The following is a 12624-nucleotide window of genomic DNA, read 5'->3' on the forward strand; positions in this document are numbered from 1 at the left end:
CTCGTCCCGGCGCCCGGCGGGTCAGCCCAGCTGCGCGACGGCCTCGACGGCGATCTGCTCGAAGACCTTCTCGTCGGCCGCGAAATCCGAGTCGGGGATGGGCCAGTGGATCGCGATGTCGGTGAATCCAAGCTCCATGTGCCGGCCCGCGAAGTCGACGAACGCGTCGAGGGACTCCAGCGGCCGCCCCCGGGCCGGGGTGAACCCGGTCAGCAGCAGCTTGTCGAGCCCGGCCACGTCACGGCCGGCCTCCGCGCAGGCGGCACCCAGCTTCTCGACCTGTCCGCGAATGGCTTGAATCGACTGTTCGGAGGTGCCCGTCTCGTACAGCTTCGGGTCGCCCGTCGTCACCCACGCCTGTCCGTACCGGGCGGCGAGCCTCAGCCCGCGCGGACCGGTCGCGGCCACCGCGAAGGGCAGCCGGGGGCGCTGGACGCAGCCCGGGATGTTCCGGGCCTCGTGGGCCGAGTAGAAGGTGCCGTCGTAGGTGACCCCGTCCTTGCCGTCCTCGGTGAGCAGCCGGTCGAGCAGCGGCACGAACTCGCCGAAGCGGTCGGCGCGCTCGCGCGGGGTCCAGGGCTCCTGGCCCAGCGCGGTGGCGTCGAAGCCGGTGCCGCCCGCGCCGACGCCGAGGGTGATCCGGCCGTTCGAGATGTCGTCGAGGGAGATCAGTTCCTTGGCCAGGGTGACCGGGTGCCGGAAGTTCGGCGAGGTCACCAGCGTGCCGAGGCGGAGGCGGTCGGTGACGGCGGCCGCGGCGGTCAGGGTCGGCACGGCACCGAACCACGGACCGTCCCGGAAGGTCCGCCAGGACAGGTGGTCGTACGTGAACGCGGTGTGGAAGCCGAGCTGCTCCGCGCGCTGCCAGGTCGCGCGGCCGCCCTCGTGCCAGCGGAGGTACGGCAGGATCACGGTGCTCAGACGCAGACTCATGCGTCGAGCCTAAGCGGAGCCGGGCAGTGCCGGTGGCCGCCCTCCGCCCTCGCGCGGGTCCGGTCAGTGCGGTGCGGGAAAGCGCAGGTAGCGCGGGGGTACGGCGGCCGTGAGCCAGACCCCGTTCTCACTGACGTGGAAGACGTGACCGTCGCGGTGCATGGCGGCGGCGTCGACGGAGAGGACGACCGGACGGCCCCGGCGGGCGCCGACGCGGGTGGCGGTCTCGCGGTCGGCCGAGAGGTGCACGTCGTGGCGGTTCATGGGCCGCAGCCCCTCGGCGCGGATCGCGTCCAGGCTGCGTGCCACGGTCCCGTGGTAGAGGTACGCGGGTGGGGTCGCCGGGGGCAGTCCGAGATCGACCTCGACCGAGTGGCCCTGGCTGGCGCGGATCCGGGTGCCCTCGACGGCGAAACGCCGCTTGTCGTTCGTGGCGATCACGTGGTCGAGTTCGGCGCGGCTGAAAGGGAAGCCGTGCTCGGTGGCGGCGGCGATCAGTTCCTCGATCTCGACCCAGCCGCCCTCCGCGAGCGTGAGCCCGATCCGCTCGGGCTGGTGCCGCAGGTGTTTCGAGAGGTACTTCGACACCTTCACGGTGCGTCTGTCGTCGATCGGTTCGTTCATCCCGCCAGGGTGCCTGGAGAGACGCGCGTCACGCGATCGATTTTGGTCCGGAGGTTTGATCCACAAGCAAGTGCGGTTATCCACAGGGGAATTGGCGATTCTGTGGACAACTACTGTGTTATTTACGGCTGTTCAGCAACGCCGTTGCACCCAGGCGGGCTTGCTGCAAGGGCGTCCAAGGTCCTGCCGTGCACCTCTCGTTCGGCCGCCGCGGTGATGAAGGCGGCCGCGTTGCCCGCGCCAACCAGGCGCTCCACGGCACGCATTGTGTCGGCGGGTATCGCGACGTCACGCGTCTCCGCAGGGTGTTCCTGGGGTGATCCGGTCCCGAGGTGCCGGTGCAGGTGACGGGTGGCGAACAGGCGCATGGCACGGGCCAGTTCGGCATCCACGGACTGCTGGGCGAGCGGCCGCAGCCGGCGTACGAGCGATGCCGCTTCCGTCGCTTCGGTGTCCGTCGGCGGGTGCTCGCCGAGATAGCGCGCGAAGACGTGCTCGGTGGTGAACTCCAGGAAACGGGAGGCGATGTGCTCGACCTGGCCCCTCAACTCCCGCAGATGGGAGGCGATCGCGGACAGCGGGACGCCCGCCTCGTACAACTCCACTGCTACGGAAAGCTCTTGGGGGCTCGGCACGAGGTAGGTCTCGTCCTCGCCCGGGACGCGCTCCAGCACGCCCAGCTCGACCGCGTCGGCGACGGCCGCGTCGTCCGGGTGCCCGCCGAACCGCTCGTCGAGCTCGGCCCGGGAGATACGCACCGCCTCCTCGTCCGTCCACGGTCCGTCGACCTCCGCGACGAGTCCGAGCACCCCGCCGAGCCCCCGGCCCGCGTCCCAGGCCTCCAGGAGTTCCTTGATGGAGGCCAGCGTGTAGCCGCGGTCCAGCAGGTCGGCTATCTGCCGGAGCCGGGCCAGGTGCGCGTCCGAGTACACGTTCGCCCGGCCCCGCCGCTCGGGGCGGGGGAGCAGCCCCCGGTCCTGGTAGGCGCGGATCGTGCGGACCGTGGCGCCACTGCGGTGCGCCAGGTCCTCGATCCGGTAGGCGCCGCCGGCCGGCTCACCGTTCACGCTCACGCTTCCTGCCTTTCCGTGCAACAACCGCTTGGTGCACGGCCGTTGGTGCACCCGGTGCCGCCGCTACGCGAGGGCCGCCCGCCCGATCGCCCTTGCCGCCGCGGGTGAGCGTGCCAGGTGCTCCTCCTCCGCACGCGGCGAGCACTCCCGCGGGGGATGGTACGACCGCCGCAGATAGCGGGGTACGGCGGTGCCGAGCTGCCGCCAGGTGGGGAGCAGCCCCTCGCGTACGGCCCTGTCGTGAGCGGCGAGCGAGTACCGCAGGCGGCCGGCCAGGGTCCCGGAGGCGCTCACAGCGGCGGCTCCAGCCGGGCGATCGCGCGCAGCGCCCGCGGAGCGAAGCGCGACATGAGATGGGCGCCGCGCGCCTCGGGCGTGACCGGCACGACCGCCTCGTTGCGCACGACCGCCCGCAGGATCGCGTCGGCGACCTTCTCCGGCGGGTAGTTGCGCAGCCCGTACAGCCGTGCCGTCCGCTTCTGGCGGCGCTTCTCCTCGGTGGCGTCGACCCCGGCGAAGCGGGCCGTCGAGGTGATGTTCGTGTTGACGAAGCCCGGGCAGATCGCCGAGACGCCGATGCCCTGGCCCGCGAGCTCGGCGCGCAGGCACTCGCTGAGCATCAGCACCGCCGCCTTGGAGGTGCTGTAGGCGGGCAGCGCCTTCGAGGGCTGGTACGCCGCCGCCGACGCGGTGTTGACGATGTGGCCGCCCTGCCCGCGCTCGGCCATCTGCTTCCCGAAGAGCCGGCAGCCGTGGATCACACCCCACAGGTTGACGTCGAGGACCTTCCTCCAGTCCTCGGCGGTCGTGTCGAAGAAGGAGCCGGAGAGCCCGATGCCCGCGTTGTTCACCAGGACGTCGACCACGCCGTACTCGGTGGCGACCTTCTCGGCGAGCTTCTCCATGGCCTGCTCGTCCGAGACGTCGACGGTCTCGGCCCAGGACGCGGGGGAGCCGATCAGCCGGGCCATCTCCGCCGTGCGGGCCGCCGCCTCGGCGTCCCGGTCGACGGCCACCAGGCGGGCGCCGGCCTCGGCGAAGGCGTACGCGGTGGCCCGGCCGATGCCGCTGCCCGCGCCCGTGACGAGCACGAGCTGTCCGCCGAAGCGGTGCGCGTACCGGCCGGTGGCCGGCTTGTCGTGCGCCGGGACGCCGTCCTCGTTGGCCTGGACGAAGTCCGTGATCCAGGAGGCCAGCTGGTCCGGGCGGGTGCGCGGGACCCAGTGCTTGGCCGGGAGCGTGCGGCGCACCAGCTGCGGTGCCCACCGCTCCAGTCCGTCGTAGAGCCGCTCGGAGAGGAACGCGTCCCCCAGCGGCGTGATGAGCTGCACGGGCGCGTGTGCGTAGGCGTCCTCGCGCGGGCGGCCGAGCCGTGCCCGGACGTTGTCCCGGTACAGCCAGGCCCCGTGAGCCGCGTCCGAGGGCAGCGACGGGGTCGGATAGCCGTCGGCGGGCACCTTCTCCACGCGCTGGAGGATCTTCGGCCACCGCTTACCCAGGGGGCCGCGCCAGGCCAGCTCGGGCAGGACCGGCGTGTGCAGCAGGTACACGTACCAGGACTTGGCGCCCTGGCCGAGGAGCTGGCCGACCCGGCGGGGGGTCGGCCGCTTCGTGCGCTGCTTGATCCAGTGGCCGAAGTGGTCGAGCGAGGGCCCGGACATCGAGGTGAACGACGCGATCCTGCCCTCGGTGCGGGCGACCGTGACGAACCCCCAGGACTGCACGGAACCCCAGTCGTGCCCCACCAGGTGCACCGGCCTGTCCGGGCTCACCGCGTCCACGACGGCCAGGAAGTCGTCCGTCAGCTTCTCCAGCGTGAAGCCGCCGCGCAGGGGTTGCGGCGCCGTCGACGCGCCGTGCCCGCGCACGTCGTAGAGCACCACGTGGAAACGCTCCGCGAGGCGGGCCGCGACCTCGGACCACACCTCCTTGGAGTCGGGATAGCCGTGCACCAGCACCACCGTCGGCCGGGTCTCGTCACCCAGCTCGGCGACGCACAGCTCGACCCCGCCCGTCCGCACCCGGCGCACGCGCGCGCCGTCCAGCCCCGTCATCGAAAGCTCCCTGTCCGGCGCGCTCATCACACGCCCTCCGCCCAGCGCCGCACGTGCGGCAGGTCGTCGTCCAGCCAGAACGCGCTCTCCTCGGGGTCCCGGGAGTCGGTGACGACCAGGATCTCCTCGAACTTCGCGCCCGTGCCCCGGAAACCGAGGTGCGGCTCGACCGCCCACAGCCCGGGCCGCGGCGGGTGGTCGGAGAAGCGGTACGGCGACCACAGCGGTGACCAGCCGTCGCGGTGGCCGCGCAGCGCGTCGCCCGCCAGCCCCTTCAGGGACTGCGTCCCGAACCCGAACAGATGCGGTGACCAGCGGCGCTGGCGCACCCGGTCCACCTTGTGCGCGATCACGCCGAAGGGGTAGGCGCGGTGACGGTTGGCATAGCCCTGGCGGACCATGAGCCGGTCCACGTCCTCGTAGATCTCGCGCAGCGGGCGCCGCTCGCGCACCTCGCGCAGGATCAGCTCCCGGTGCGCCCGCAGGTCGGCGAGCAGCTTGTCCTGCACCGGGTTCAGCCCGAGGGAGCCCGAGTAGCCGATGTCCGCCGTGTAGCCCTTGAACACCGGGGCCATGTCGAGGATGAACGGCATGCCCGCCTCCAGCCGGCGGCCGGTGGGGAAGAACTGGAGCGGGATCCTGAAGTCCACGAAGGCCGTGCGGTCGCCGAACCAGGCGAAGGGGAGGTGGAACCAGTCCCGCACCCCGCGCTCGCGCAGCCACTCGCGCTGCATGCGCGCCGCCTCGCGCTCCGTCACGCCGGGCTTCAGCTGCGCCGCGACCGCCTCGGCGCACGCGCACGCCAGACGCTGCACCTCTCTGAACCCCCGCAGTTCCGCGGTGAGTTCGGCCGCCCCCGATGAGGCCACTGCAGAGCTCATGCCACCGTCCGTCCCGTGTCCGGCTGTGCGCTACCTGCCCGTAACTTGACACTGATGAATGTGACAATTGTTGGAGGCTGCGTCAATAGGCGGGCACCGGCCTGTGGACGAGCGGCCGGTTGTGGACAACGCCCACCCCCGGACGGTGGACGTGTTCGACCTCAGGGGGACCCCTAGTGGCCCGTACGACTGGAGACTGACGCCGATCCAGCTCCGTGGTCTGACGACCAGTGTGGTGTGCGCCACTACCGTCGGACACGTGACTGTGATCGTGACCGAAAGCCTGAGCAAGCGGTTCCCCCGGGTGACCGCGCTTGACCGGCTCTCCGTGGACGTCGGGCCCGGTGTGACCGGACTCGTCGGAGCCAATGGAGCCGGCAAGTCCACACTGATCAAGATCCTGCTGGGTCTGTCCCCCGCCACCGAGGGCCGAGCCGAGGTGCTCGGACTCGATGTCGTCAGCAAGGGCGCCGAGATCCGCGAGCGGGTCGGGTACATGCCCGAGCACGACTGCCTGCCGCCCGACGTCTCGGCCACCGAGTTCGTCGTGCACATGGCGCGCATGTCCGGCCTGCCGCCCACCGCCGCCCGTGAGCGCACCGCGGACACGCTGCGCCACGTCGGCCTCTACGAAGAGCGCTACCGCCCCATCGGCGGCTACTCGACCGGCATGAAGCAGCGTGTGAAGCTCGCGCAGGCCCTCGTCCACGACCCGCAGCTGGTCTTCCTGGACGAGCCGACCAACGGACTCGACCCGGTCGGCCGCGACGAGATGCTCGGCCTGATCCGCCGCATCCACACCGACTTCGGCATCTCCGTGCTGGTCACCTCGCATCTGCTGGGCGAGCTGGAGCGCACCTGCGACCACGTGGTCGTGGTCGACGGCGGCAAGCTCCTGCGGTCCAGCTCGACCACCGACTTCACCCAGATCACCACCACCCTCGCCGTCGAGGTCACCGACACCGACGAGCACCCGGACGGCACCCGCACCCTGCGGGACGCGCTCCACGCGCGCGGGGTGGACACCCACGAGGGCAGCGGACTGCCCGGCGCCGGCCACGTGCTGCTGCTCACCGCCGAGGGCGAGGAGACGTACGACCTGGTGCGGGACGTCGTCGCCGACCTCGGCCTCGGGCTGGTCCGCATGGAACAGCGCAGGCACCACATCGCCGAGGTCTTCCACGACGAGCAGACGCAGGCGCGCGACGGCGCACAGGACGCGCGGAAGGCGGCGGTCGGCCATGGCGGTTGAGCAGCCCCTCGCCCAGCAGGGCGAGCAGACCCGGATCCACAACATCGGCTACCGCAACTACGACGGCCCGCGCCTCGGCCGCGCCTACGCCCGCCGCTCGCTGTACTCGCAGTCCCTGCGCGGCGCCTACGGCCTCGGCCGCTCGGTCAAGTCCAAGGTCCTGCCGATGCTGCTCTTCGTGGTGATGTGCGTGCCCGCGCTCATCATGGTCGCGGTCGCCGTCGCCACCAAGGCGAAGGACCTGCCCCTCGACTACACGCGCTACGCCATAGTGATGCAGGCCGTCATCGGCCTCTACGTCGCCTCCCAGGCACCGCAGTCCGTCTCGCGGGACCTGCGCTTCAAGACCGTTCCGCTGTACTTCTCGCGGCCCATCGAGACCGCCGACTACGTACGCGCCAAGTACGCGGCCCTCGCCTCGGCGATGTTCGTGCTCACCGCCGCGCCGCTGCTGGTGCTCTACGTCGGAGCGTTGCTCGCCAAGCTCGACTTCGCCGACCAGACGACGGGATTCGCCCAGGGGCTGGTATCCGTGGCACTGCTCTCCCTGCTGTTCGCCGGCATCGGCCTGGTCGTCTCGGCCGTCACCCCCCGCCGCGGGTTCGGCATCGCGGCCGTGATCGCCGTACTGACCATCTCCTACGGCGCCGTCTCCACCCTCCAGGCCATCGCGGACTCGCAGTCCAGCACCTCGGCCGTGCCCTGGATCGGCCTCTTCTCGCCCGTCACCCTCATCGACGGCGTCCAGACCGCCTTCCTCGGCGCGAGCTCCTCCTTCCCCGGCGGCGAGGGACCCACGTCCGGGCAGGGCGTCGTCTTCCTCGTCGTCGTCCTGGGCCTCATCGCCGGCTGCTACGGCCTGCTGATGCGCCGCTACCGAAAGGTCGGACTGTGACCACGCTGAACATCGACCACGTCTCGCGCTGGTTCGGCAACGTGGTGGCGGTCAACGACATCACGATGACGATCGGCCCCGGCGTCACCGGCCTCCTCGGCCCCAACGGCGCCGGGAAGTCCACCCTCATCAACATGATGGGCGGCTTCCTCGCCCCCTCCACCGGAAGCGTCACCCTCGACGGGCAGCCGGTCTGGCGCAACGAGGACATCTACCGGCACATCGGCATCGTCCCCGAGCGGGAGGCGATGTACGACTTCCTCACCGGCCGCGAATTCGTCGTCGCCAACGCCGAGTTGCACGGCCTCGGCAAGAAGGCCGCCGAACGGGCCCTCGCCACGGTCGAGATGGAGTACGCGCAGGACCGGAAGATCTCCACGTACTCCAAGGGCATGCGGCAGCGGGTGAAGATGGCGTCCGCGCTCGTCCACGACCCGTCCCTGCTGCTGCTCGACGAGCCCTTCAACGGCATGGACCCGCGCCAGCGCATGCAGCTCATGGACCTGCTGCGGCGCATGGGCGACGAGGGCCGCACGGTGCTGTTCTCGTCCCACATCCTCGAAGAGGTCGAGCAGCTCGCCGCGCACATCGAGGTGATCGTCGCCGGACGGCACGCCGCGAGCGGCGACTTCCGCCGCATCCGCCGACTGATGACCGACCGCCCGCACCGCTACCTGGTGCGCTCCAGCGACGACCGGGCCCTGGCCGCCGCGCTGATCGCCGACCCGTCGACGTCCGGCATCGAGGTGGACCTCGCGGAGGGCGCGCTGCGCATCCAGGCCGTCGACTTCGCCCGGTTCACCGTGCTGCTGCCCAAGGTCGCCCGCGCGCACGGCATCCGGCTGCTCACGGTCTCGCCGTCCGACGAGTCCCTCGAATCCGTCTTCTCGTATCTCGTCGCGGCGTAGGAGGCCAAGATGTACGACCCCACAGTCGCCCGGCTCACGTACCGGGCCCTGCTCGGCCGCCGCCGGGCGCTCATCCTGGCCGCCCTGCCCGTCCTGCTGATCGTGATCGCCACCGTGGTGCGGGCGCTGACCGGCGCCGACGACCAGGTGGCGGCCGACGTCCTCGGCGGCTTCGCCCTCGCCACGATGGTGCCGATCATCGGCGTGATCGCCGGCACGGGCGCGATCGGTCCCGAGATCGACGACGGTTCCGTGGTCTATCTGCTGGCGAAGCCGGTCAAGCGGCCGACGATCATCTTCACCAAGCTGATCGTCGCCGTCGCCGTCACCATGGCGTTCTCCGCGGTCCCGACCTTCGTCGCGGGCCTGATCCTGAACGGCAACGGCCAGCAGATCGCCGTCGCCTACACGGTGGCCGCGCTCGTCGCCTCCATCGCGTACGCCGCGCTCTTCCTGCTCCTCGGGACGGTGACCCGGCACGCGGTGGTCTTCGGGCTGGTCTACGCGCTCGTCTGGGAGGCGCTGTTCGGGACGCTCGTCGCCGGGGCGCGCACCCTGAGCGTCCAGCAGTGGTCGCTCGCCGTGGCGCACAAGGTCACCGGCGGGGACCTCGTCACCTCCGACGTGGGACTGCCGACCGCGACGGTGCTGCTGGTCGCGGTCACGGTGCTCGCCACCTGGTACGCGGGCCAGAAGCTGCGGACGCTGAAACTGGCCGGGGAAGAGTGAGAAAGGGGGCTCCACGCACGCGCGTGGGGCCCCCTTTCCGCTTTGACACCGGCTTCACACGGGCCCGGGCACACTGGGCGGGAGCACGCTCGGCCAGGAGGACGGGGATGGCGGAGGAAACGCACGGCGGCGGTCGCGAGGAGGCCGGGGACGTCTTCGACGACCTCGTGCTCGACGAGGACTTCATACGCTCGGCACCGACGGAGGAGCCGTCCGCGCGGGCGCGGATGCTCGCCGCCCGCTGGCGTGACGGGGCGCCCGACCCCCAGCCCTGGCGGTCCGACGAGCCGCCCGCGGGCTGGTTCTTCAGCAAGGGCCGCCGGCGCAGGTGGCGCCGCCGCTGAGACGCGTGTCCGGCCGCCGCCGACCGGCCCGCGACGCGGTGCCCGCGCGCGGGTGTCCGCCCCGCCCGTTAATCGGTGGCGCCCAAGTCGGCGCCGGGGCACAGTGGTCGGTGTCCACGCAGCCGGTTCGGGCCGGCGCCGGGTCCTGGGAGAGGAGCGCGACCATGCCATTCAGGGGCAGTACGTCGAGTTCCCCGCAGGGCAGCCCGCGGCGGTCTCCGGAGTAGTCACCTCCGTCGAGTCCGCTCCGCACGTGAGCTGCCCGGGGCGGCCGCTTCGAGCGCGTGATCTCCGCGCGGGCCGCCCACCCGGAGGATTGGCCGAGAGGCAAGGCACCGGCTTGCTAAGCCGTGGTCGGGGTCGTCCCCCGCGCGCGTTCGATCCGCGCATCCTCCGCACACGCACGCCGCACCACCCGCACGCCGCACACCCGCACACGGTCCTCGGCCACCGGGCCGAGGACGCGACAGGGCCTAGCCGAGCAACCGCTCCAGCACCACGGCGATCCCGTCCTCCTCGTTCGAGGACGTCACCTCGTCGGCCACGGCCTTGAGCTCGGCGTGCGCGTTGGCCATGGCCACCCCGTACGACGCCCAGGCGAACATGGGGACGTCGTTCGGCATGTCGCCGAAGGCGATCGTGTCCGCCGCCTTCATGCGCAGCCGGCGGGCCGCCAGCGACAGCCCCGTGGCCTTGGACAGGCCGAGCGGGAGCAGCTCCACGATGCCCGCGCCCGCCATGGTCACCCCGACCAGACCGCCGGCGACCCGGGAGGCCACCTCGGCCAGCTCGTCGTCGGAGAGCGTCGGGTGCTGGACGTACACCTTGTTCAGCGGTGCCGACCAGAGGTCGTCGGCGTCCTTGATCGGCACGTACGGCAGCGGGCCCTCGTGCACCCGGTAACCGGGGCCGACCAGCACCTCGCCGTCCAGACCGTCACGGCTCGCCGCGAGAAGCAGCGGGCCGACCTCGGCCTCGATCTTGGCGAGGGCCAGTCCGGCCAGCTGCCGGTCCAGCGTCACCGAGGTCAGCAGCCGGTGCTCCCCGGCGTGGTAGACCTGCGCGCCCTGCCCGCACACCGCCAGCCCGTCGTAGCCCAGCTCGTCGAGGATGTGCCGCGTCCAGGGCACCGCCCGGCCGGTGACGACGATGTGCGCCGCGCCCGCCGCGGTGATCGCGGCGAGCGCCTCGCGCGTGCGCGCCGAGACCGTGTCGTCGGGCCGCAGCAGCGTCCCGTCGAGGTCGGTGGCGACGAGCTTGTAGGGGAACGGCCCGCTGGCGTCGCTCACTTGGAGATCGGCTCCAGGACCTCACGGCCGCCCAGGTACGGGCGCAGCACCTCGGGCACCCGCACGGAGCCGTCGGCCAGCTGGTGGTTCTCCAGGATCGCCACGATCGTGCGCGGTACGGCGCACAGGGTGCCGTTCAGCGTGGCCAGCGGCTGGACCTTCTTGCCGTCGCGCATGCGCACGGACAGGCGGCGGGCCTGGAAACCGTCGCAGTTCGACGCCGAGGTCAGCTCGCGGTACTTGCCCTGGGTCGGGATCCACGCCTCGCAGTCGAACTTGCGCGAGGCCGAGGAGCCGAGGTCCCCGGAGGCGACGTCGATCACCTGGAAGGGCAGTTCGAGGCCGGTGAGCCACTGCTTCTCCCACTCCAGGAGCCGCCGGTGCTCGCTCTCCGCGTCCTCGGGGTGGACGTAGGAGAACATCTCGACCTTGTCGAACTGGTGCACGCGGAAGATGCCGCGGGTGTCCTTGCCGTAGGTGCCGGCCTCGCGGCGGAAGCACGGCGAGAAGCCGGCGTACCGCAGGGGCAGCTTGTCGACGTCGAGGATCTCGTCCATGTGGTACGCGGCGAGCGGGACCTCGGAGGTGCCGACCAGGTAGTAGTCGTCCTTCTCCAGGTGGTACACGTTCTCCGCGGCCTGGCCGAGGAAGCCGGTGCCCTCCATGGCGCGGGGGCGGACCAGCGCCGGGGTCAGCATCGGGACGAAACCGGCCTCGGTGGCCTGGGCGATCGCCGCGTTGACGAGGGCGAGCTCCAGCAGCGCGCCGACACCCGTCAGGTAGTAGAAGCGCGAGCCGGACACCTTGGCGCCCCGCTCGACGTCGATGGCGCCGAGCGCCTCGCCGAGCTCCAGGTGGTCCTTGGGCTCGAAGCCCTCGGCGCCGAAGTCGCGGATGGTGCCGTGCGTCTCCAGGACGACGAAGTCCTCCTCGCCGCCGACGGGCACGTCCGGGTGGACGAGGTTGCCCAGCCGGAGCAGCAGGGCCTTCGTCTCCTCGTCCGCCTCGTGCTGCTCGGCGTCGGCGCTCTTGACGTCGGCGGCCAGCTGGCCGGCCTTCTTCAGCAGCTCGGCCTTCTCGTCACCCGAGGCCTTGGGGATCAGCTTGCCGAGCGCCTTCTGCTCGGAACGCAGCTCGTCGAAGCGGAGGCCGGAGGACCTGCGCCGCTCGTCGGCGGAGAGGAGGGCATCGACGAGTGCGACGTCCTCTCCACGGGCGCGCTGCGACGCACGCACACGGTCGGGGTCCTCACGGAGCAGGCGAAGGTCAATCACCCCTCAAGGCTACCGGTGTGCGCTCAAGGGTCACGACTCGATATTCCGGCACGCCGGTTATGGGCGGTTTGGGCGATTCGTTCGGCGAATGCGCGAGACCGGGAAATGATCTCCGGAGTGACCCCTAATGACCTTCGGGGCGATCGGAATTGATCTTCGATGGCCGTCAATAAAAGTGGTCGTACTCCCTGAAAGGGGGCACGGGGCCGCCGGGCGGTTGACCGGATTCCTTTGCGCTGACAGGGGCTTGAGGGCTGGGTTGTCCACAGGATTTCCGATCGCGAAAAGTTATCCACAGGCTGTGCGAAAGATCTGTGGACTTCGGGAGTGATCGTTCCGAAAGCCGCATGCCGGGCGGAGAATTCCCA

Annotated in this window: 13 protein-coding genes and 1 tRNA gene; 6 read left to right on the plus strand and 8 right to left on the minus strand. The window is 71.2% G+C overall.

Annotated features, from left to right (window positions below):
* Positions 1 to 21 precede the first annotated feature (21 nt).
* The 6 genes from ACFYQQ_RS18405 to ACFYQQ_RS18430 form a co-directional block, all read right to left on the minus strand.
* Positions 22 to 933, minus strand: a complete 912-nt coding sequence (locus tag ACFYQQ_RS18405) for an LLM class flavin-dependent oxidoreductase (protein WP_388904841.1) — start codon at positions 931 to 933, stop codon at positions 22 to 24.
* A 63-nt stretch (positions 934 to 996) separates the two neighbouring features.
* Entirely contained in the window at positions 997 to 1557 is a 561-nt protein-coding gene (locus ACFYQQ_RS18410; RefSeq protein WP_356238109.1) for an RNA 2'-phosphotransferase, read from the minus strand.
* 122 nt (positions 1558 to 1679) lie between these two features.
* A complete protein-coding gene (locus tag ACFYQQ_RS18415; protein WP_356238110.1) occupies positions 1680 to 2624 on the minus strand; it encodes a MerR family transcriptional regulator in 945 nt (314 codons plus the stop codon).
* Positions 2625 to 2693: 69 nt separating this feature from the next.
* A complete protein-coding gene (locus ACFYQQ_RS18420) occupies positions 2694 to 2924 on the minus strand; it encodes a hypothetical protein (RefSeq protein ID WP_356163656.1) in 231 nt (76 codons plus the stop codon).
* A complete protein-coding gene (locus tag ACFYQQ_RS18425) occupies positions 2921 to 4684 on the minus strand; it encodes an SDR family oxidoreductase (RefSeq protein ID WP_388904842.1) in 1764 nt (587 codons plus the stop codon). Before ACFYQQ_RS18425 ends, ACFYQQ_RS18420 begins: the two co-directional genes overlap by 4 nt.
* Positions 4685 to 4710: 26 nt before the next feature.
* Positions 4711 to 5565 carry a M24 family metallopeptidase gene (locus tag ACFYQQ_RS18430; protein WP_355781324.1) on the minus strand — a complete coding sequence of 285 codons (855 nt, stop codon included), beginning with the start codon at positions 5563 to 5565 and terminating at the stop codon, positions 4711 to 4713.
* 265 nt (positions 5566 to 5830) lie between these two features.
* On the opposite strand from ACFYQQ_RS18430, the gene ACFYQQ_RS18435 reads away from it, so the two are divergent.
* The 6 genes from ACFYQQ_RS18435 to ACFYQQ_RS18460 all read left to right on the plus strand — a co-directional run bounded on the left by ACFYQQ_RS18435 (position 5831) and on the right by ACFYQQ_RS18460 (position 10089).
* A complete protein-coding gene (locus ACFYQQ_RS18435; RefSeq protein WP_355781358.1) occupies positions 5831 to 6817 on the plus strand; it encodes an ABC transporter ATP-binding protein in 987 nt (328 codons plus the stop codon).
* The gene (locus ACFYQQ_RS18440; RefSeq protein ID WP_355781327.1) at positions 6807 to 7712 is read left to right on the plus strand and encodes an ABC transporter permease; all 906 of its coding nucleotides are present in this window, start codon (positions 6807 to 6809) and stop codon (positions 7710 to 7712) included. Before ACFYQQ_RS18435 ends, ACFYQQ_RS18440 begins: the two co-directional genes overlap by 11 nt.
* A complete protein-coding gene (locus ACFYQQ_RS18445; RefSeq protein ID WP_355781329.1) occupies positions 7709 to 8620 on the plus strand; it encodes an ABC transporter ATP-binding protein in 912 nt (303 codons plus the stop codon). Before ACFYQQ_RS18440 ends, ACFYQQ_RS18445 begins: the two co-directional genes overlap by 4 nt.
* Before the next feature lie 9 nt (positions 8621 to 8629).
* Complete coding sequence (locus tag ACFYQQ_RS18450; protein ID WP_356163652.1) at positions 8630 to 9349, plus strand: ABC transporter permease; 720 nt, start codon at positions 8630 to 8632, stop codon at positions 9347 to 9349.
* A gap of 107 nt (positions 9350 to 9456) precedes the next feature.
* Complete coding sequence (locus tag ACFYQQ_RS18455) at positions 9457 to 9693, plus strand: hypothetical protein (protein ID WP_356163651.1); 237 nt, start codon at positions 9457 to 9459, stop codon at positions 9691 to 9693.
* Positions 9694 to 10003: 310 nt separating this feature from the next.
* Positions 10004 to 10089: transfer RNA gene (locus tag ACFYQQ_RS18460), tRNA-Ser, on the plus strand.
* A 77-nt stretch (positions 10090 to 10166) separates the two neighbouring features.
* Here ACFYQQ_RS18460 and ACFYQQ_RS18465 read toward each other — a convergent pair.
* Together ACFYQQ_RS18465 and serS are read right to left on the minus strand one after the other, a co-directional pair.
* Positions 10167 to 10982: an HAD family hydrolase gene (locus ACFYQQ_RS18465; protein WP_355788755.1), complete on the minus strand. Its 816-nt coding sequence runs from the start codon at positions 10980 to 10982 to the stop codon at positions 10167 to 10169.
* Positions 10979 to 12256 (minus strand): serine--tRNA ligase, encoded by a 1278-nt coding sequence (gene serS, locus ACFYQQ_RS18470; protein WP_355788758.1) that lies wholly within the window; start codon positions 12254 to 12256, stop codon positions 10979 to 10981. Before serS ends, ACFYQQ_RS18465 begins: the two co-directional genes overlap by 4 nt.
* Between the last annotated feature and the right edge of the window lie 368 nt (positions 12257 to 12624).

The organism is Streptomyces sp. NPDC005496 (assembly GCF_042872045.1).
GTDB lineage: Bacteria > Actinomycetota > Actinomycetes > Streptomycetales > Streptomycetaceae > Streptomyces.